This window comes from Paenibacillus sp. Marseille-P2973 (genome assembly GCF_018101095.1).
In the GTDB taxonomy this organism is placed as follows: domain Bacteria; phylum Bacillota; class Bacilli; order Paenibacillales; family Paenibacillaceae; genus Fontibacillus; species Fontibacillus vini.
On record NZ_JAGQEH010000007.1, the window covers coordinates 158,669 to 180,564 of the forward strand.

Below are 21,896 nucleotides of genomic sequence, written 5' to 3' on the forward strand. Positions count from 1 at the left end.
GGCCTCCGCCAGGATCTAGACCCTTAGCAATCCGCGAAACCCTCTGGCAGCATAATAAGATTCTGCTCCATTGTGGTACACAAAGACCGTATCATAGCGACGATCACAAAAGATGGCGCCGCCAAGTTTTCTAATATTATCGGGTGTCTTCACCCAGCTCGAGCTTTTCAAATCAAAGCTTCCAAGCTTCTGCAGCTCCCGGTATTGTTCTTCGGATAAAAGCTCGATACCCATCGCAGCCGCCATGTCTATCGCGCTATCTTGTGGCTTATGCTCTTTCCGCGATTCCAGCGCTTCACGGTCGTAACACACGCTTCTACGACCCTTGGGGCTTTCCGCCGAACAATCGCAAAAAACGTACTCGTCCGTCTGCTTGTCATGATCAACGACATCCGGCTCGCCGCCGGTTCGCTCCATTTCATGAAGGGACCATAACTTTTCCGGTTGAGCTTCGAGCTTGGCTTGTACACCAGCCCATTCAAGTTCTTGATGGCGGTCCATATTTTTATCAAACCGTGTCTTCAGTGTTTGAAGCAGTCCATCATGCTGTTCAGGAGACAACGCTTTTTCGTTGCCGTTGGAACTCGTCGCCATGTTCATTTCCCCCTTCAAAAATGTCTGTCCAAAATCCATACTACCAGATTTATCGGCGGTTTGCTTCTTGTGATCGAGAGCCAAGCAAGATAGAAAAATCAAAAGTGATTTCTCCCTTAATCCGACTCCATGCATGCTCTTTTAACTCTTCAGTCGCCCCCCATGACAATGGAGTCATATGAACCAATTGTTTAATATCTTCACGGTCCATATTCACACCATATCGAACACGCTGAATATCAACCAGATCAAAATGATGTTTGAACAGCTCCATCGTTTTTTGATTGGAGTAGATATCCCTATCCGTGCTTTTATAGAATATCCCTCTCAACTCTTGGAGGTAGCGGGCTTCGGGAATCACCTTTATTACCATTCCCTGATCCTGAAGGATTCTCTGGAAGCCGGAATAGTTAGATGGCGATAAAATATTTAGAATAAAGTTGAATTGTTTATCCGCAAACGTCGGCTTTGCTAGATCGGCAACGCACCAGATGGTTTTGGAAGACAAATTCGAGGCCATATGGATGCCTTCTTTAGAAATATCCATGCCTATCCCTAACAGATTACATTCGGATTGAGCCATTATCTTGTGTTGAATATCGGATAAATGCGAGCCCTCGCCGCATCCGGCATCCAGTATTGTTATCCTTTGACCGGATGGTTTCAACTCTCTTAGGATGTTATCGCAAATCCGGGTCATCAGAGGCTCAAAAAAGCCTTTGTCACTAATTGTCTTTCGGGCTTCAAACAGTTTTTTATCATATTTAGTCTTTAAAGCGTGGGTTGTTAAGTTTACATATCCCTTCTTTGACAGATCAAAGCAATGACGGTTGGAACAAATTAAACTCTTTAAATCTACAACCTGCATGGAATGTAAACAGATAGGGCAAATAAAAATATGTTCATATTCTGAGAGAAGACGTGCGGCGGTAAACTTCCCTTTTTTGGACAACACAAAGAACACCTCATTCATTCGTATTAGTAAATGAAAAAGGCACAGTTAAATAAACCCAAGCATCCTTGTTCAAAAAATGCCGAGCTTACAATACTGTACCTATCATTAACGTAAACGAATGAATTTGATGATCATCGATAACAACTCCTATAGAAGAATCCGGGAGATGCGGTAGCGCACCTCTTAACATTATATCTAGAAGGATACGGCTTGTGTAAGATTAAGAATTCCCATTTTAAAATATTTGGTTTCCCATTGTGCAACATTGCCCATTGGGCAATAATATATTATAGTAAATAAAGTTCAGATTTAATATATCGAATTCAAGAAAGGAGGGCGCATGGATCTTGGACTCCAAGCCAACCAATTTGCGCGACAAAAAAAAGGAAGCCACCGCCTATGCTTTGGCTGAGGCCTCCTTTAGGCTTGCGCTTGAACGAGGCATGGACGGATTCATCGTCGAAGACGTCGTTCGGCAGGCCGGCTACTCCCGCAGAACCTTTGCCAACTACTTTTCGTGTAAAGAGGAAGCGGTAGCGGCCTATTTTATAGGCAGTTCCTCCAATGAAGATGCGAAGTTGCAGTTTGCGGGCTTGCCTCCGGATGCGACCCCGCTCGATGCGCTGTACAGCTTGCTGAAGCTGCAGTTTACTTCCGAGTTTCTATTCAAACTGAGACAGTTTGTATCGTTAGCGAATCAGTATCCGACGCTTGAGCCCTATATTCTCAACGTGTTGCGACGCCTGCAGACCGCTGCCCAGGAAGTGCTTGAACAGTTCTCCCAAGGTCGTTATGCCGACGGGTATACCCATCTTCTTGCCGGTGCCGTCTACGGAGCGTTCGTGCCTATTCTGGACGGGCGATTGAACGTCCTTCTGCCGGGCGAATCACAAGATGTTCGCCCCGATGCGATATCGTTCGATCAGTATTTGAATTCCATGTTTGCTTATTTACGCAACGGCTTCTAACTCAGAGAGATAAAGGAGAAATCATATGTCAACATTTCTTTACCGATTAGGAAAATCGGCTTATTCCAAACCATGGTATTTCCTCATGGCCTGGATCGTCATTCTCGGTGTTGTGGGCACTCTACTCGGCGTCAATGGCATCCAATCCAGCTCCGAAATGAAAATCGAAGGCACGGAATCGCAAAAAGTGCTGGATATGTTGGCTGAGGAGCTTCCTGCCGCTGCCGGCGGCCAGGCGAGCGTCGCTTTTACCGCTCCGGACGGAGAACGTCTGGATACGCCGGAACGTGTAGCCTTGATCATGAAGGCTATCAATGATGTCTACAACATGGACTACATCATTAACCCTATGGAACTCGCCGCTCAAGCTGCAGCCGCAGGTCAAGCTGGCGCAGCAGGCCAAGCAGACGCGGCCGGTCAAGGCGCGGCTGCATCAACGGACGCAGCAGATCAGGCAAACGCGGCAGACCCGTCAGCCGCAGCTGCCGATCAAGCCGCCACAGCAGGCCAAGCAGACGCGGCGGGTCAAGCAGCTGCAGCCGGACAAGCGGCTCCTTACGGCCCGCTCATGGCGGATGGCGTCCCTGTTCCAGGCGTCATGCTGTCCGCAGACGGCAATATCGCCCTGTTCCAGTTCCAGTTTACCGTTCAGCAAACATCGCTGCCTGCTTCCGTACCGGATAACGTCATCAAGGCCGTTACTGAAGTTGAGCAAGCAGGCTCCGGAATCACAGCCATTCCAAGTGATTCGCTGAAGAGTACGCCATCCATCGGATCCACGGAAGCGATCGGCGTAGCCGTAGCCGCAGTTGTGCTGTTTATTACGCTCGGTTCGATTGTTGCCGCCGGGCTGCCGCTGATCACCGCGCTCCTCGGCGTTGCGATCAGCGTGGGAGGCGCGTTTGCCCTCTCCAGCGTCATCCAGATGAATGATATAACTCCGATTCTTGCCGTGATGATCGGCCTGGCGGTCGGCATCGACTACTCGCTGTTTATCGTGAATAGACAGCGCCGTTTAATTCTCGATGAGAAATTAAGCGCTCGCGAAGCGGCAAGCCGGGCGGTTGGTACTGCCGGCAGCGCTGTATTTTTCGCCGGACTGACCGTCATTATCGCACTTTGCGGCATGCTGGTTATCGGCATCGGCTTCTTGTCGACCATGGCTCTGGTTGCCGCTGTCAGCGTTCTGATCACCGTCCTGTTGGCGCTAACCTTGCTGCCTGCCCTACTGGGACTGGTCGGCGAACGGATCTGCACAACCAAAGCCCGCAACAAGAGCGCGGCCGCCGGAAACAAAGCCCGTCACGGGTTCTCGCACCGCTGGGCAAACGCTACGGTGAAATACCGCTGGATCATTATTGTTCTGGTGGTCCTGGTGCTTGGAACAGCAGCGATTCCGGTAACGAAAATGGAGCTTGGTATTCCGTCCGGGGCCTCGGCCAACTTGGATACCCCGGCACGCCAAAGCTATGACGTCATCTCCAAAGGATTCGGGGAAGGCTTTAACGGTCCGTTACTGCTGGTAGCCGAGCCGAAAAATGAGTCCGATAAAATTTCGATGGAAAGTCTGGGCAAATTGATTCAGGAACTGCAAATGCATGATAACGTCACGCTTGTGACTCCAATGGGAGTCAACGAGACTGGTGATATCGCCATTATCAGCCTGATCCCGAAAACCGGCCCAACCGATACGGAAACGAGAGATCTGGTTCATGATCTGCGCGATCCCGATTCCAGCTTCGCATCGGCAAGCAATGTTAAGCTTGGTGTGACCGGCTTCACGGCCATCAACATCGATATGTCATCCAAGCTTTCCGAAGCATTCCCTGTATATATTGGCATCATCGTGATTCTGTCGCTGATCATCCTGCTTCTCGTTTTCCGATCGATCATCGTTCCGATCAAAGCGACGGTCGGCTTTATCCTCAGCGTCCTCGCCACTTTCGGCCTGACTACGGCCGTCTACCAGTGGGGATGGCTGCACTCCCTCTTCGGCTTTGACACGGGAGGACCGCTGCTCAGCTTTATGCCAATTCTGGTCACCGGTATTCTGTACGGACTGGCCATGGATTATCAAGTATTCCTGGTCAGTTCCATGCGCGAGGCTTATGTGCACGGACGTCATGGCAACGAAAGCGTTGTTCACGGCTATGATCTTGCCAGCCGTGTCGTGCTGGCCGCAGGCATTATCATGGTTTCCGTGTTTGCCGGCTTTATTTTCGCACCTGACGCTATGATCAAGCAGATCGGGTTCGCCCTGGCATTCGGTATCCTGATCGATGCTTTCATCATCCGCATGACGCTCGTTCCAGCCGTAATGTCAGTCTTTGGCGACAAAGCCTGGTGGCTTCCGAAATGGCTGGACCGGTTGCTTCCGAATCTGGATGTCGAAGGCGACAAGCTGATTGCCAAGCTGCATGCCGTGGACTCCCAAAGCAACGGCAAGAAATAATACCACCATTGATCGTTACTAGAATACAGCAGAAGGGTTCAAGAATCTGATACGATTCTTGAACCCTTCTTTCTTTTCCAAGCCGCATACTATTGAGAAATCATTCTCTCTTTAACTCCCTTTGCGGTTAAATGCTTTGGCGATAAAGCCTACGAGCAAGCCCCATATCGCATTTGTTACAAAGACGCTGACGAGGGCAAGCGGGTTCGTCAACGGCCCTTGCAGTTTCCCATCGATAATGGGAGATGCGATTCCGCTCAGAAGAATAGCGAACAACGCGTAACTCAAGCCCGCACCAACCAGGATGGCAACGGGGTGGGTAACCCGCTTCGCCCATACGATAACCAGCCAAGCTAAGGAAATCAGAATGGTCATCAGAATGCTGCCGAATTGCTGACCAATCAAGTCCATGACACCGGTCATTTTCATCACAGGCCTGACAAGCGCCAACGCACCTAACCCTATTATCAGAAGCTTGTTTTCTTTCAAAATATCTTTAGTACTCATTTCTACCACTCCGTTTCAGTGAATTGGGATCGGGGTTGAACTCACTATAACGAAGAAATGTTGTAATCTTGTTGCGAACTTATTCGATTGTTTTAACTTTTGAGAAGTTCCAAAATCCCAGGTTATACTAACATTAGAGCCCTACTGGAGGGAGTTGAGATTATGGCTGAAACTATTTTATTGGTGGATGATGAGGAAAAGGTCCTTGATTTCATGAGTTCCTTTTTACAGAGGGAAGGCTTCCTTATTGCAACGGCACATACAGGAATCGAGGCGCTTGCCAAAGCGAAGCAAATAAAGCCGGCAGTGGTCGTACTGGATTGGATGATGCCCGGGATGAACGGTCTTGATGTATGCCGCGAATTGCGCAAGAACAGCAAGGTCGGCATTATTATGGTTACGGCCAAATCGGATGAAGTTGACAAGATCATCGGTCTCGAATCGGGGGCGGATGATTATATCGTCAAACCGTTTTCCCTAAGAGAACTTTTAGCACGTATTCGTGCAGTTCTTCGCAGATTGAATGACAGTCCGTTAGCGGAGGAACATTGGGTCAGAGGGGATTTAGTTATATCAGGCTCACAGTATCGAGTGTGGAAGCAAGGGGTAGAAGTAGAAATGACACCCACGGAATTCAAGCTTTTGCTTACACTGGCCGCCAAACCCGGTATTGTATACAGCCGGTTGCAATTATTGAATGCTGCGTTGGACGATGACTTCATCAATGTGGAGCGGACTGTGGACGCTCATATTAGCCGATTGCGGAAAAAGATCGAGGATGATGCAGCCAATCCTAAATACATCCAAACCGTTTATGGATTCGGTTACCGATTTGGAGGCGAATCGTGAGATTTCATCTAAAAATATTTGTGACAATGGCTTCGGCTATTGTTGGGATTAGCGTCATATTTGTGCTGCTGACACACTTGATTGTGTCCCGCTCAATTGAAGCCGTCATCCAGGAAGCAAGAGGAAGTGAGGTGTCTCATCTTGCCTCGGGGTTAGCGGATTATTATTTTAGCCACAATCAATCATGGGAAGAAATCGGACCTGCTGATTTGCCTCTATCCGATAATCAGGATAGCTCCTCCATCCTCGTAATGAACAATCAGAATCAGGTGATCCTGAAGCAAGGTGATTTGCCGATGAAATTGGTAACCAGCCTTGGGGTCAAGAAAAGTATTCTTGTTCAGGGGAAATCCGCGGGTTATTTTTATTACTACGACTCGGAAATCGCAAATTTCAATAAAATCTTGATCGGCATTCCGATATCCGTTGTTATTGTCATAAGTGTCAGCGGTTTGTTGCTTCTGTTGATTGCACTTATTATTGCTTATCAATTATCGAAATGGCTTGCATCCCCGTTAAGGGAGCTTCTCCCATCCATTGAACGGTTAGGCCAGGGAGAGCTTGGCGTACAGGCCGATGTAAAAGCGCAGGATGAATATGGCCGAATTGCCAGTGCATTCAATCAGATGTCGACGGAACTGCAAAAGGCGGAAAAGCTGCGCAGCAATATGAGTGCGGATATCGCCCACGAGCTTAGAACGCCTCTCACCATCATTGGTGGAACGCTGGATGAGTTGCAGCAGCGCAATGAGCCGGTTCCCCCTGAAATGCTGCTGCCGCTTCAAGATGAACTCATTCGGCTGAACCGGTTAGTCGAGGAATTAAGAACGTTATCCATTGCGGAAGCAGGACAGCTGCAATTGAACAAAGTGCTGACGGACATGGGAGATTTGGCAAAACAACTGTGTACAGCCCTAGAGCCTATTGCGGATGAAAAAGATATTGAGATTCATCTAGAGGTTTTAACACAACAAACAAACCTGCTTGTAGATCCAAACCGTATCCGACAGGTTTTGTTGAATATGCTTACCAACGCCATTCGCTATACCCCCAATCAAGGAGATGTATGGTTTCGAATGCTGAACAGGGACGATCAAATGCTGACCATGATCGTGGAGGATAACGGAATCGGCATTGCCGCCGAACATTTGCCGCATCTATTTGACCGCTTTTACCGTACCGATGAGGCTCGTTCAAGAGAGCGTGGAGGGAGCGGACTGGGTCTTGCCATTGCCAAACAATATATTGTATCCCATCAAGGAACAATTAAGGTTGAGAGTCTGGAAAATCAAGGGACACGGTTTACGATTCAACTGCCTTATGCATAACAGAGTAAAAGTAATGCTCCCCTCCAAGTAGTCGGTTTATTTTAAACCCGTCTACTCAAAGGGGAGCATCCTATCATCTAGCGAAGCAGATTAAACAAGATCTGTGCCGTTTCTCCTCTTGTAGAGGTGGCTTTTGGAGCCAGGTTTGTTCCGTCTCCTGTAATAACTCCGGTCTCGACGAACAGCTTGATAGCATCTCTGGCATAATCTGCCGCATCCCCGGCATCCTTATAGCCTTCCAGACTCTTTCCATTCCTATCCGTTGGCAGTTTACCGAGAGTCTTTAACGCCTGATATAAAATCACAAACATATCCTGCCGGCTGATCGCGGCTTCCGGCTCAAAGTGGTTATTCCCCACTCCGGATACAAGGCCAAGGTGTTTTGCCGTCCCAAGGTATTCCGTATAGTATTTGCTACCCGCATCGGCAAAGTTGTTCTGGATACTGCTATCTAACTCGATACCATACGTATTCATTAGCATGATAAGGAAGTCGGCACGAGTCACACTGCTGTTAGGAGCAAATCGGTCCCCGCCTATACCGGATACAATATTTCGTGCAGCCATGAAACCAACGGCCTCATTGTACCAGTCCTTCGCTGCCACATCGCTGAAATGCACTTCATTATATCCTACCGCAAACTGTGAAAGACTCGGAACCGCAAAACTCATTGTTCTTGTTACCGGGTCAAACTTACCCATAGCGGTGGTTAGGTTTCCTTTACTCCCGATACTGTAAACCACAATAGAGTTATGCTCTTCTCCAGATGCAGGCGTATACGGAATGCCAATCTGTGCGCTTCCTCCGCCAAGGCTTAATACTTGAGTACTTCCACCCTGAATCGCAAAATTGAAGGCGGGCCTGTTCCCTAGCTTTGCCCGTACTGCCGCGCTCAAGGAAGATGTATCCACCTTTTTAGCGAGAATGCTGATATGGTCTGCTGACACCGTATTACTGATGGAATCAACTGCTTTTTTATCAAAAAGAAGGGTCCAAATTCCGGCGTCGATTTTCACCTCGGCCTTTGCGGCTTCAGCAATCTTCTTGAAGGCATCTGTAGGAATTTGCATTTCAACCGCTGTGACATCTCCCGCCAGCTTTACCTTGAATTCCAAAACCGGTTTTTGTCCGGTGGCTTCAGCGTTTTTCAATTTTTCAATCAAAGATGTAATTGTGGTGGCCCCTACCTTTGCTATGGCTGATCCGGTTGCCGAATCGGTCGATGCCTGTACTTCAACCGTTACAGTTGTGGTACTGCCGTCATTCGTAACAGAAGGCACGGGCGCCGGTGCTGGCGTTGGTGACGTTGGACCCGGCTTTGGTGCTGGTGATGTTGGGGATGTTGGCGTTGTCGGTGTTGTCGGCGTTGTTGGCGTCGTAACATCCGGGATGTAATCAGCAACAAGCTCAGTAAGCGCAATACAGTCCCACGTCAAGTTTGCACCCGTAATCTTCAGTCGAAGCTGTTGTGCAGTAACCGTTGGGAAAGTGACTGATTGCGGCTCTCTGGTGCTGTCGCTGAGTTTCCATTCGATTTTGGCGTCAGATAGAGCCGTCTTCCAGGCACTGCCGTCGTAATACTCCACATCAAAGTTTGTAATCCCTTGATCTTTGCCAAAATGCGTATACAAAGTGAGCTTGTTGAGCGTAATCGGATTATTGCTGTAGTTAATTGTGATATAACCTGGGAAGTCGCGGTCTTTATCCAAGGTACCAGGTGTTCCCCATGCTGAGTTGATGTTGCCGTCGATAATATTCGCAATGGGGTTATCTCCTGAAGGGAAGGTCGTGGTGACCATGTCCGTATTTAATTCAGCTTTGTTATATAACTCAAGCTCATTTACTGCTATTGCCCCTGACGGTACGGCCCCTTCATTAACTTTCAAACGGATTTTGGTAAACCTGGTGAGCGGAAATTCTACGGATTTCATCTCATCAAGACCCTGGTCCGAATTCCAATTCAGATGAATGTCTTTCTTGATTGGAACCCAATCAAGGCCATTTTCATATTCCAGATCAAAGCTCGTAATTCCATATGTTTTACCGGACCTTGTATTTAACTTTAGCTGATTGGCTGATATCGCTTTGCCGCCAAAATCCAGGGTTATATAGTTCGGAAAACCTGGAGAAGCCTCCGAAGACCATGCAGTATCGTAATATTTGTCATTCAAGCTCGCCACAGACTGTGAAGACGAGGTTGTGAAGCTCGTACTTGCAACCGCCTGAGGAGCCAGATTATCATTAGGGCTGTCGATAGGCCGGAGTTCACCCACTTCAATCGGATCAGGCATCTCGCCGGCTGGTGGGACGATTCCTTCATATTCGTAAGCACCGATATCAGGAGCTTCGTTATATAGCGGATTGCCGAAATAATCCCGTCCCCCCGCATCGCTTATGCGGATGCCTGCGCCAATCAAAGGAGAATCTTCTTGCAGCTTATATCCGTCAACGGTATCCATACCATCTCCCCCTGTTCCGGGAGCGATGAATTTCGGTTCGGCAGTTACCTTATGCGCATCGGACTCTACGGTCGTGTTTCCCCCGAAATAGGCGTTATAATCGAAGGTTTGACCGGTTAAATTCCAGCCTTTATCCCCGGCACTGTAATACGCATTATTATAGTTATAAATGTTGCGCGGTTCGCCGGAAGCCTTTACATAGTAATCGCTCATAACCGGATTGCCGGAGGATTCTCCCACATAGACCGTATTGTTGTAGTTATATACATTATCAATCGATCCGCTATATCGGAATATGCTGCCTTGGTCGTTTTGACTGATGTTGTATCTGACGATCGTGTTGAGCGTCCAGTACGTATCGTTTACATACAGCATAAACCCGCCGGCGTTATCGTGGCTGTAATTATACTGAACCAGAGAACCGATATTACCGGCGTCTACATCAAATCCATGCCCATCCTCTTCTCCGTGTACAGATCCAAAAGACTCGTTGAACTGAACGAGATTATTGTCCGCATAGGCCCACCAGATCGAAGCATTCGTTGCCAGATAGGTGGCTTCTTGTACCGTGTTGTGCTCGACAACCGCCCCATCCGTTACATTCCATGCGATCCCTCCCGTTGCCGCTCTGACCACGGAATTGTTGGAAACCCTTACATTTGTGGACGGCGTCCATGGTCCATAAGGCTTTGGAACCCAAGGCCACAAATCCCCCATACCATATCGCAATATACAATTGGAACCGATATAAATGCCATAAGCGTCTACGTCCGTCAGCGTGTTGCCGTCAATGAGGATGTCATCAAAAGCGCTTGGTGTATTCGATCCGACGGAGTCGAAAATAATCCCCCCGGAACGTGTCGTATAGGACCCGTCGACATCGTGAATATTCATGTTTCTAATATAAATATGATGCAGGATACCTGCTTCCTCATTCAAAATATATACGCCGCGGCGCTGACCGCGCTCGTTCTCCCAGTTTCTATCAAAAGGAAGCGGCGAACTGTTGGTTACCTCCAGGTTGTTTATTTCCCAGTACTCCTGATTGCTCAAATAAACGGCTTCCATTACGGAGGTAACCCCCGCTATTAACGGCTTGTTCTCGGGGTCTTCGGAGCCGTACTTATCAATTACGATCGGGTTGCCTTCTGCTCCTGAACCTTTGGGCCATAGTCTGCCGTCCCATTTTTCCCCGGACTTGAACAAAATTTTGTCACCCGGGCCGAAGGTGGTCTCATTCACCTTATCCAGCGATCTCCAGGGGGTAGCTTCGCTCAAACCATCATTATTATCATCCCCCCCAGCGCTGTCGACATAATAGGTGTTCCCCGTATCCATTGCACTTGTTGGGGAAACGGTAAACCATGAACAAAACATCGATAATACCAGGATCATACAAGCCATCTTCTTGAAGCGTTTTCTCAATGAAATCGTTCCCTTCATTTTTTATTATGTAATGCCTTGTAGGCTTTACATTTCAAATTTCCGGTACTTTTCTTCATTTAAGACAATCTCCGCATCGGATATGCGTTTAAGAACATACTCCTTATACTTCTGATCCATATAGTCATTTACAACTCTGTCCTTCACCCGATCGAATGGCAGATCCCTTGAGCCAGACTTTTCATTTTCAAGGCATTGGATGATATAAAAAGAGCCGTTTTCTTCAATCACTCCCCGAATTTCTCCCTGTTTGAGATTCTGAGCGGCTTGAATGACAGGGCTTCTGGAGACATGGACATAGTTGTCCATTTTATATTCCTGCTCCGTAACTTGTACACTTTGTCCCATTTCCCTTGCTGCCTGTTCGAATGAAATTCCGGAAGAAATATGGGTTAAAGCCGCCTCCATCGCTTGCTTCGCCCCGGCTTTGAGTTCTTCATCGATATTCCGGTTTGAATCCAGAAAGGAAATCGATACTTGCTTCACTTTAACCGACGCAGGCGCTTGATATAGCTGGCTTTTGTTCGCTTCATAAAACTGTTTCGACTGCTGCTCATCGGGACTCCAGCCATTCTTAGCCAGATTTCTTGTAACGCTCAACATCGCATTGCTCATCACATATTCAAAATAAGCATTCTCTGTATATCGGACAGGCCCAAAAATGACCTTCTGCTCACGGAGTGCTTTCTGCCTTCTGTCATTTTCAATTTTTAAGCTTTTCAAAAAACCTTCGTAGCTAATATCCGTCAGAACTCCCTGCTCTTTTGCAATCATCTGCTGAACCTTAATTCGAATACAATCTTCCAACGCTTTTTTCTTTAATAGCTCCAGCGGGATTTCTCCGGTGATTTGGACTTTGTTGGCTTGAATGGCTCTACGGAATTCGTTGACATGAATCGGAGTACCGTCCACCGTGGCCATACTATGGTTTTGGCGGTTCGATTCAGGCAAGACGGAACCCATAATAACAATGATAATAATGACGGATAAAACGGTTGCTCCAACAACGTACTCCCACTTATAACCTTTGATTTTACGTGCCGCTATTCTCATCTCCCCCTCTGATAAAAATAGACCTCGCCCTTTGCCTGACCAGATAATAGCACCCCCATATTAGGCAAAACAATTTAACACTTTTTACTTTCCTTTTCTTTTATTTACTTATTGAGAATTTGAGATAAAAACTTTTTAGTTACTCATAGAAAAAAAGCGTAAGAGCAAAATTGCTCCCACGCTCCAAAATTTATAAATTTAAAATGCAATTTACTAAAATTTATGATTGTTATATATTTTTATAGTATTTTAAATACTCATCAGGAGAGGAACAGCATATGAAAAGTAAAGTGTTAGCCTCCATATCCGTGGCTCTTTTATTGATCGCAGGATGTGGGCAGAAGGAAGAGGTTGTACAAAATCCAGTAAGCGAGGTAAGTCATGTAGAAACCGGAGAACCGGCAAACGAAGAAACAGCCAAAATGCGGCTTGTTGAACAAGGTTTCGAAATCGAGCAACTCCATACATATCGAAATGAAGACGTTATCCTATTTGAATTAAGTCGTGAAGGCGATGTTTATTATGCAATGATGGACAGCAACTATGCCTGGGTGCTGCAACCGACAAATGAAATCAAGGGCATTCAGTACGATCCTTCGTTCTCCCAAACGGAGTATGATCTTGTCATTTACGAAGGTGAACATGCGCCGATCATTCAAGACGGGTTAATTGCATTATCCGTTCAGGACGACCGTCCCCGAGAAGACGATGGTTTGCTATGGGGGTATATGAATACCAAGGGTGAATGGGTCATTAAGCCGCAGTACCGCTCCGTAAACCAATTCTCCGATGGAGTTGCCATTGTAGAAACCATCGAGGAAGATCGCGACGATTTGCAAAATTCACGCACGATCGCTATTGATAAAGAAGGAAACGAGCTATTTGAAATTTCTAAACATACGGAAGGACAAGATTCTGAGGATGATTCTGTCTACATCGATAGCTTCAAGAACGGGTACTTGAAAACGAGCAAAGGTATTTATAACAAAGACGGTCAATTATTCGCTATAGATTTCATTCTTGCTCTTAATGAAGTGTCCGACGACTTTTATAAATATTATGAAGTTATTGGTGATCAAGTTGTCATCATCATCGACAATAAAATTAAGGTGTTTACATTACAAGGCGAGTTAGTCAGAGAATTCCCTTATCCGATCTCAGAAGATGAATTAGAGGAAGAAGCCGGTGAGCTATCCTCAACTGACTTGAAGTTGTACACACCTAAAGTTTTAGCCGATTCCAATCAATTTATTGTTAATCATAAAATTATGAATTTGAATGGAGAAGTTATTTTTGATGGCGGGAATTTCCTCATCCAGGATGACATTATTGTTTCAAGAAGCTCTAGCGGTGAAGAAAGTGCTTGGAACTTCTATGATTTAAAAGGAACCCCTATTACGGATAAGAATGTAGTCGGTATTCAATTAGAAGAAGCATTGTATTACAACGAACCCCATTGGGAAAAGGGGAACGAATACTACAAGTTGATTTCTACAAAAGGAGAAGAGCTGATCGGCGAAGACCGTAAAATAAGCTCTGTATCCAGATTGGGAGACCGGATTGTTCGGGCGAGAGTAACGGATCCAAGTACCTTGGATGAAACTGACGTGTTAATAAATACTGAAACTTTAGAATTTATCAAAGAGGTAGACTTATAAGTCAGGTCGGCAAGAAGTAGTTCCCAATAAGGAACTGCTTCTTTTTTTATTTAGGAGATAGGCGCCAAATATAATAAAGCGCAAACTGAGGGAGAATCCCCTCGCAGTTTGCGCTTTTACTCTTAACAATAAGATCATGCCTGTCTGCTCTACTTTACCTTACAAGTTAAGGAGCATCAGATTTCGAAGCAAGCAGCACTGCTACCTCAGCCCGCGTGATTGAGGCGGCCTCATCAACACCAGCCTCTACATCATCCACCGAAGTAAGCTTCTTTGCCTTCGCCAACAAAACAGTTACTTCACCTCTACTTATTTGCTCTTTAGGCTTGAAGCTGTCACTTTCTGATTCATTCCCCAGTATACCTGCCTGTACTAGCCGAGAAACCGCAGGTAATGCCCAAGGTTGGATTGTTGCAGCATCCAGATACGGCAGTTCGAACTCCCCTGCCGCTTCAAGCCCTAGCCATTGATCAAGGGCAACGGCAAATTCCGCCCGACTAATCGCTTCATCCGGCTTAAACTTACCATTCGGGTAACCATTAAAAGTTCCCTTTAACAAGCTGTCAACAATTACCTTTTCCGCCTCATGCCCAGCAATATCTGCGGAGGCAACTCCGGTTGGAGACCACCAATTCCCCGACACGACAATCATGCTGAGCAACCGGATCGAATTGCCGTAGTAATAGCTCCACTCCACTTCCGTCGGATTGACGGCATCCGTATGATAATCCCACAGATCGTTAAGCCATTGCTGATTACTGCTGTCGACCATCGCGCTGACCATCATTGGAGCCGTAAAGTCGAGCCCGCCGTCCCATTCACTCAGTTTCGTCTTGCCGTCAAGCGAATACCCTGACCAGATTTGGCCGGGTTCGTCATGCTTACTAGTGACAAATTGATTGAGTGTGGTCAATTGCTTCAGTGCGCCTTTGTCTCCTGTCAGTAAAAAGTCGGTCCCGATACGCCAAGGCGTCCGGCAAGAATTGTAATTATATGCTCCGTCAAACTCGGACTCCAGGAAGTAACCGCTCTCAGTATTCCAAGTAAATTCTGACACAGGCTTGTAGGTTCCATCTTTCTCATCCAGGTACAGGAAGTCCGGGAGCAAGCCGGTCGAAGGACTGTACGTCGAAACCACACTATTTACAATTCCATACGTCTTCTCGATCACCTTCAGCCAGCGTTCATCGCCGGTTGCTTTATAGAACTCCTTCATATGCTGGAGCATGAAATCCGAGGGGCGGGTCGCATTTTTGAAATCGGGACCTCCCTTCGAACCCGGCACCCAATCGCCCAATTGCAAATGGAAGTGATCCGGATGAACCTCGCTCTCGAGGATCGCACGGATAACCTTTATCGCTTCCGCCCGATAATTAATCTTTCCGGCACTCCCCCATTGCTTATCGGCCAACAGCAGCGAGTACGCAATGTCCATATCGCCGTCAATCGCGGAATCGGTTCCGTTGACATTGTAGATTGCTCCGTCCCGATCCGCCTGCTGCCATGCCATCAAATCGGGATGTAACGCGCTCGGATGAGCTCGAAAATAACGGTACATCCCGTCGAACAAGTCTTTCGCTTCTTTATCGTGGCCAGCCATTAGAGCGGTGATCATCATCCCATATCCATGAGCCTCGGATACTGTGATCGCATCCCCATTCCAGCCTCCATCGTTGTACCAGACATAATACTGACTCTTATCATAAGGATTTGCCTTTATATACTTCTTCTTGTATTGATCATAAAGCAGCTTGACCTCTTTATCCATTTGCTCCTGTGTAACATGATTTGGTTTGATCGAACCAGTAGTATATTTCATATGTTGCGGAAATGGTCTTAACGTCTTGTCAGAGCCGGAAGTAGTCCCCGCAGCGAGAGCATTTGCGGGAACCAGGCTGAACAGCAGCGTTGCAAGCACTAACAGTGTTATTCCATAACGACGACCTGAACCAGAACAGATCTCCATATTGTTAAATCCCTGCCTCTCTTCATTGGTCTATCGTTTTGATTTACCAGGTGCAGTTGATTCTCGTACAATGAGCTCCGGCTCGATCTGTATCTTCACGTTACCTGTACTTGTATTGTTAATCGCAGCAAGCAACTGCTCGACGCCCATCGCCGCAATTTTGTCAGCCGGCTGCCGAATGGTCGTCAGCATCGGACGAAATTCCGACGCCAGCACTTGATCATCGAAGCCGACGATAGATACATCACTCGGGATACGTATGCCTTCATTCAAGCAGGCATCCATGACGCCAAGCGCAATGTAATCGTCCGCCGCAAAGATAGCCGGCGGAAGCTGTCCTGCCGCAATCCAATCCATAGCAATCCGGTAGCCGGAGGGAATCTCGAAGTTTCCCCGCTCGATCCGGCAAGGCTTCAATCCGGCATCAGCAAGCGCTGCCAAATAGCCGCGTTCCCGCTCCCGGCTGCTCAAATAGTGTTCCGGACCTGCAATGTGAGCAATCTCTGTATGTCCCAGATCGATCAGATGCTTCGTCGCCTCGTAGCCGCCCCTATAATTGTCGACAATGATGGACGTTACGAATGGATGACTCTTCGAGTTGTCGATCATAATGAACGGAATATTCTTTTTCACCAAATCGTTAATATAATCGTCCTCATCTTGCGGGGAGAGCGACAACAAAATCACACCATCCACACGATCCTCCTCGAATAAAGGGCGATTAGCCGTATCTGCATAGCTCTTTGAAACCGATAAGGCCAAATAATATCCGTATTCCGTCACTTTGCTGTTAATTTCGTTTACGACTGCATCAAAGAACGAATCGTGCAGTGTCGTCAGCGTCAGCCCAATAATCCCCGTCTTGCCTCTTGCCAGACTTCTAGCGGCGGCATTCGGATGGTAATCGAGCTCCTTCATAGCTTGCAGCACCTTTTCCTTGTTCTTCTGACGGACCGAAGACGAATTGTTCAATACTCTAGAGACGGTTACAACCGACAATCCCGATTTTTTAGCAACATCATAGATACTGATCTTCATCATATAGCTCCCTAAAAACTTGTTTACGAATATCTTATTATTTATTCAGTCGTTCAAGCAACGTTTTCAGTTTTTCTTCAATTACAGGCAGCGCGTCTTCGACCTTCTGGTCGCCATTTTCGACGCTTGCCAGCTCGTTGATGAACAGCTCGTTGATTTGCGAGTAGTTGGAGATCAAGTGATTGTACGATTCGAAGCCGTATTTGTACGCGCCGTCGAACACCTGCTTGATTTGCTCCGGATCGATTCCTTCAAAATTATTATAGTATTTCTCGGCCGCAGCCTGATTGACCGGTGGGTTTCCGCCGCTTAGCTCGATCGATTTTTCCTGAATATCCTTCGTTATCAGGAACTTGATCCACTCCATAGCTTCTTTTGGATGCTTCGAGTCTTTCAAAATAAAGAGCGGATCGACGTACAGCACGCTTCTTACATCCTTGTTTGGTCCTTGCGGAACGGCCGCTACGCCGACGTTGAAGCTGAAATCACTGGAAGCCGCAAGGCTCCAGGAGCCGACGACAGACATCGCGATTTTGCCGGAAAGGAATGGATCACCGAACTGGCCGGAGACCGACTTCGAGAAGGCTGGTGTCGGCGACACTTTCTCGTCATAAATCAATCCATAAACTTTTTTATATGCTTCAACCACTTCAGGTTTGGTCAGATTGATTTCGGAAGGCTTCCCGCCGTTATTCCAAGTATCCTCGGAGTATACGTTACCGCCGAAGTACTGCGGACGCTGATCGCGCTCGCCAAAGCCGAAGTCAACGCCGTATTGCGCTTCGTTCAAGTCTTTGGAGTCCACCGTCAGCTTTTTCGCATATTCGAGCATTTTGTCGAAAGTCCAGCTTTTATCCTCATAATCGGAAGGAGGATACGGAAGGCCCGCTTTGTCGAATAGATCCTTATTATAAAGCATAACCGTGACATAGCTGTTGAGTGGAATACCATACGATTTGCCATCCACTTTATAAATGTCCATCACATCTTCCGGAATACTGTAGTCAGATGCTTTGAAGTCGCCGAGATATGGCGTCAGATCCAGCAGCATCCCTTTATTATAGTATTCCATAAATCCGCCGTATCCCCAGTGTGACGTAACATCAGGACTGTTCTTCGCAGCAATGGATGATTGCAGCTTGGAGTCGAACTGCTCGTACGGAGCCTTCGTCACCTTCACTTTAATGCCCGGATGACTTGCTTCAAATTCCGGCACAAGCTTCTCCACGAAAGTGCGGTCCGGTGAATCGATCGTATAGTGCGTGATCGTCACCTGCCCTCCTTCCTTTCCTTCTTTACCATCACCGCTCGAACAACCTGCAATAACGAGCACAAACACCATGAATAAAATGAATACGAGCTTGCCTTTCTTATGCAGCATTACAAATACCCCCTCATATTTTCGTTATGCGATATATGTGAAAGACTACTTGATGCCCGTAAGCACGATGCCTTGCACGAATCGTTTCTGCGCAAAGGCAAACAGTGTGAGAATCGGAAGCACGGACAGAATCGAGGCGGCCATCATCAAATTCCACGGTGCGATTCTGAACTTCGAGGACAGCATGGAAGCCATCCCGATCGGAAGTGTAAAGTTTTCTTGTGAATCCAGATACAGGACAGGTGCAAGCAAGTCATTCCAGCTCCAAATAAACGAAAAGATGGCGACTGTGGCAAGTACCGGTCCGGATACAGGAAGGGTCAGGTTCCAGTAAAGCCGGAATTCGGAGCATCCGTCGATGCGTCCCGCATCGTATATCTCTTCCGGCATCCCTGCAAAGAACTGGCGCATCAGGAAGATCATATATGCCGAGCCAAAAAAGGACGGTAAAATAAGCGGAAGTAGCGAGTCATGCAGCCCCAGCTTCGTGAATAGGAGAAACTGCGGAATCATGATTGCCGGATACGGAAGCATCAGTGTGCATAACACAAGTGAAAACATAAGTCCGCTCCCCCTGGTTCGATACCTCGCGAAGCCAAAGGCTACGAAGGAAGAAGAGAACACGGTACCGATAACGGTTGCAATACCAACAATCAAGCTGTTTTTGTATTGCATACCGAACTTGATCTCCTCGTTCACAAACAGCTCTCTGAAGTTCTCCCATGCGAAATGCTCGGGAATGATGGAAGGGGGAAACAGCAGCATCTCCTTCGTGGTCTTGAGCGAAGTCGAAATCATGAAGCCGAATGGCAGCAGCATCGCAACTGTAATCACCAACAAAACTAAAAAACCGATCAGCGGAACAAAATCGTATTTTTTCGCCTTCATCAGTCCTTCCCTCCCTCATAATACACATAACGATTCGACATCTTCATGATGAAGAAGGTAACCAGCATAACGGCAGCGAGCAATATCCATGACATCGCCGATGCGTATCCGTAACGGAAGTTCTTGAACGCGTTAATATAAATGTTATAGACATAGAACCAGGTTGAATAATTTGGACCGCCTTGCGTAATCGTATAGGCCTGTGTAAAGACCTGGAATGATTCGATCAGTCCCATAATGAGCTGGAACAGGAATACCGGGGAAATGAGCGGGAGAGTCACATTCCAGAACGTGCGCAATCTGCCTGCGCCATCCAATTTCGCCGCTTCAACCAAGCTGGCCGGAACCCCTTGAAGACCCGCCAGGAAAATAAGCATGCCCGCGCCGACGCCCCAGAACGACATAATAATGAGCGCCCACATCGCATATTTCTCATCCAGAAACCAATGGATGGGTTCGACCCCGAAGATCGACAGGATATAATTGAACAATCCGGCTTGCGGGTTGAACACCCAGAACCAAAGCAATGCCATCGAAACGCCGGAAATCATGCTTGGAAAGTACATGGCTGTCCGAAAAAAGCCGCGAAACGGTACTTTCTGATTAATTAGCATGGCGAACCCCAGCGACATTAGCAGGGTTAGCGGTACACTAATGAACGTGTACTTCAATGTCACACGAATGGAATTCCAAAACTGTTCATCCTGAAAGAGTTCTGTATAATTGCCCAGGCCGATAAAATCGGGGGCATGAATAATGTCATACTCCGTAAAGCTGTAATACAGTGAAGCCAGAACCGGGAATAAAGCAAAGACGATAAATCCAATCAGCCAAGGGGAAATAAAAAAATAGAACAGCCTTCCCTGACGGCGGCTTTCCTTTGTTAACTTCACTAAGGGGTCCCCTCCTTATAGCAGTAGATAGCTCCCAAAAGTTAAAGCGCTTTAACTTTTGGGGATAAAAAAATAACTTTCCCTCCTTCACAAAATTTCATTTTTTCTAGTTTTTGAAGTCTCCAGAAAATTAAAGCGTTTTAACTTTTGTTGACCTTATTATAATTGCCAATGGAACTATTTACAAGGATAAATTTGTATTAAGGTATTTGATTTCCTTCATGCCTGTTCGAGTATATGTGCTTGGTCACCAAAAGCAAAGAGAACAGTCCGAATAGCGCGGCTGTTCTCGTAATGCAGTTAAAATGCAATTAAAAGCAATCCTGCCTGAACAAGCAAAATGGCCTAATTTTTACCGCCATAGCCCTTATAAGTAGCATAAACTGCATTTGCATATTGATCCGCCAGTATCGGACGGCCATACGAATCTGTTGCTCCTGGATACCAATTATCTCCGCCGTTATAATGCAATAATCCGTTGTATATATTTCCAAACCTCGTAATCTTCTCATTTAAAATCAACGCTCCGAGATATACCTGATCTTGTTCACTGTTATGATTATACGCACGGCCAAACTTTGAGCTGAATTGAGATGAATATGCATTGCGAGTATTCGGTTCTACCTGCATTAATCCGTCGCCAGCAGATGGACTACCCGGTAAACCTGCTCCAAAGCTGCTTTCCTTTTTAATAACCGCACTTAGTAATAAAGCAAAATCTCCGCCTTTACCATAGGCATTGTCCGCATTCATAACATAGGTCCAGATATGGCTTGGAACCTCGGCAGGCTTAGTTACTGTGGGAGATGGTGAACCCGTATAAATTTTGACCGATGACATCTTGTCATTGATCGTGTTGCCGACCCAGGAAGAATCTGAAGTAAAGGTCCACTTGGTTCCTCCATAATTATCATTCTCATATACTTCAACCGTCCAGCCGCTTGGGACCTTAAGAGACGACATCCAGTCATTCGGAATTCCGTTTGCGTTCAACTGAGATAGTGTATAGTTGCCTACCCCGAGCGTCACTGCTTTTCCCCCATAATTTATATCCGCATAGAATATTGCTCCGTTCGTTGCCGGTGGTGTGACGGGCGGTGTGGTTCCGCCGCTTCCGCCTTTCTGCCATAAAGCAGGGACATTGGATGGCTCCCAACCTACGAGGGAAGTATGTGCCTGAAGACAGGTATAAGTGCTTCCACTATAGGTTACTGTGTCATTTACTGCATATGCGGTATTTGGAGCCCATGCTCCTCTAGCGGCTGCGTTCACTGACGGTAAGGCTGACAAAAATGTGGATAGAAATACTGCTAAAACTACCAAAAGTGATAAGGGTTTAAATGAATGCCTGTTACTAGCCATTTTCAAACCTCCTTGTTTTGGTTTGTCTGCAGCCCGTCATTAAGACATGCCACAGGTTTTAACTGTACTACTATTCCATTTTATTTCCACATTTTAAATTAA

Annotated in this window: 16 protein-coding genes; 5 read left to right on the forward strand and 11 right to left on the reverse strand. The window is 46.8% G+C overall.

The features are described 5' to 3' along the window. Positions 1–15: 15 nt before the first annotated feature. Together KB559_RS15725 and KB559_RS15730 are read right to left on the reverse strand one after the other, a co-directional pair. A complete protein-coding gene (locus KB559_RS15725; RefSeq protein WP_211022888.1) occupies positions 16–594 on the reverse strand; it encodes a DUF4256 domain-containing protein in 579 nt (192 codons plus the stop codon). 49 nt (positions 595–643) lie between these two features. Next, positions 644–1,549: a putative RNA methyltransferase gene (locus KB559_RS15730; protein WP_348772929.1), complete on the reverse strand. Its 906-nt coding sequence runs from the start codon at positions 1,547–1,549 to the stop codon at positions 644–646. Positions 1,550–1,896: 347 nt separating this feature from the next. Between KB559_RS15730 and KB559_RS15735 the strand changes: the two genes are divergently transcribed. Together KB559_RS15735 and KB559_RS15740 are read left to right on the forward strand one after the other, a co-directional pair. After that, positions 1,897–2,517 carry a TetR/AcrR family transcriptional regulator gene (locus tag KB559_RS15735; RefSeq protein WP_247681867.1) on the forward strand — a complete coding sequence of 207 codons (621 nt, stop codon included), beginning with the start codon at positions 1,897–1,899 and terminating at the stop codon, positions 2,515–2,517. A gap of 25 nt (positions 2,518–2,542) precedes the next feature. After that, positions 2,543–4,969, forward strand: coding sequence for an MMPL family transporter (locus KB559_RS15740; protein ID WP_211022890.1), 2,427 nt, complete (start codon positions 2,543–2,545; stop codon positions 4,967–4,969). A 111-nt stretch (positions 4,970–5,080) separates the two neighbouring features. On the opposite strand, the gene KB559_RS15745 is transcribed toward KB559_RS15740, so the two are convergent. Then, positions 5,081–5,476: a hypothetical protein gene (locus KB559_RS15745; RefSeq protein ID WP_211022891.1), complete on the reverse strand. Its 396-nt coding sequence runs from the start codon at positions 5,474–5,476 to the stop codon at positions 5,081–5,083. Between the two features lie 162 nt (positions 5,477–5,638). On the opposite strand from KB559_RS15745, the gene KB559_RS15750 reads away from it, so the two are divergent. After that, positions 5,639–6,325: a response regulator transcription factor gene (locus tag KB559_RS15750; RefSeq protein ID WP_211022892.1), complete on the forward strand. Its 687-nt coding sequence runs from the start codon at positions 5,639–5,641 to the stop codon at positions 6,323–6,325. Then, positions 6,322–7,653 (forward strand): sensor histidine kinase, encoded by a 1,332-nt coding sequence (locus KB559_RS15755; protein ID WP_211022893.1) that lies wholly within the window; start codon positions 6,322–6,324, stop codon positions 7,651–7,653. Before KB559_RS15750 ends, KB559_RS15755 begins: the two co-directional genes overlap by 4 nt. A gap of 77 nt (positions 7,654–7,730) precedes the next feature. On the opposite strand, the gene KB559_RS15760 is transcribed toward KB559_RS15755, so the two are convergent. Beyond that, on the reverse strand, positions 7,731–11,390 hold the full coding sequence (locus tag KB559_RS15760; RefSeq protein WP_247681868.1) for an S-layer homology domain-containing protein: 3,660 nt from the start codon (positions 11,388–11,390) through the stop codon (positions 7,731–7,733). Positions 11,391–11,582: 192 nt separating this feature from the next. Next, on the reverse strand, positions 11,583–12,608 hold the full coding sequence (locus KB559_RS15765; protein ID WP_211022895.1) for a peptidyl-prolyl cis-trans isomerase: 1,026 nt from the start codon (positions 12,606–12,608) through the stop codon (positions 11,583–11,585). Between the two features lie 278 nt (positions 12,609–12,886). Between KB559_RS15765 and KB559_RS15770 the strand changes: the two genes are divergently transcribed. Then, positions 12,887–14,266: a WG repeat-containing protein gene (locus KB559_RS15770; RefSeq protein ID WP_211022896.1), complete on the forward strand. Its 1,380-nt coding sequence runs from the start codon at positions 12,887–12,889 to the stop codon at positions 14,264–14,266. Between the two features lie 166 nt (positions 14,267–14,432). Here the strand turns inward: KB559_RS15770 and KB559_RS15775 are convergent, their stop codons facing one another. The 6 genes from KB559_RS15775 to KB559_RS15800 form a co-directional block, all read right to left on the reverse strand. After that, positions 14,433–16,232, reverse strand: coding sequence for a glycosyl hydrolase family 8 (locus tag KB559_RS15775; protein WP_211022897.1), 1,800 nt, complete (start codon positions 16,230–16,232; stop codon positions 14,433–14,435). Positions 16,233–16,262: 30 nt separating this feature from the next. Then, positions 16,263–17,270, reverse strand: coding sequence for a LacI family DNA-binding transcriptional regulator (locus tag KB559_RS15780; protein ID WP_211022898.1), 1,008 nt, complete (start codon positions 17,268–17,270; stop codon positions 16,263–16,265). A 37-nt stretch (positions 17,271–17,307) separates the two neighbouring features. Further along, the gene (locus KB559_RS15785) at positions 17,308–18,651 is read right to left on the reverse strand and encodes an ABC transporter substrate-binding protein (protein ID WP_211022899.1); all 1,344 of its coding nucleotides are present in this window, start codon (positions 18,649–18,651) and stop codon (positions 17,308–17,310) included. Between the two features lie 45 nt (positions 18,652–18,696). Continuing rightward, on the reverse strand, positions 18,697–19,539 hold the full coding sequence (locus KB559_RS15790) for a carbohydrate ABC transporter permease (RefSeq protein WP_211022900.1): 843 nt from the start codon (positions 19,537–19,539) through the stop codon (positions 18,697–18,699). Beyond that, positions 19,539–20,432: a carbohydrate ABC transporter permease gene (locus tag KB559_RS15795; RefSeq protein ID WP_211022901.1), complete on the reverse strand. Its 894-nt coding sequence runs from the start codon at positions 20,430–20,432 to the stop codon at positions 19,539–19,541. The genes KB559_RS15790 and KB559_RS15795 overlap by 1 nt, the downstream gene beginning before the upstream one ends. Positions 20,433–20,777: 345 nt before the next feature. Continuing rightward, the gene (locus KB559_RS15800) at positions 20,778–21,794 is read right to left on the reverse strand and encodes a carbohydrate-binding protein (protein ID WP_211022902.1); all 1,017 of its coding nucleotides are present in this window, start codon (positions 21,792–21,794) and stop codon (positions 20,778–20,780) included. Between the last annotated feature and the right edge of the window lie 102 nt (positions 21,795–21,896).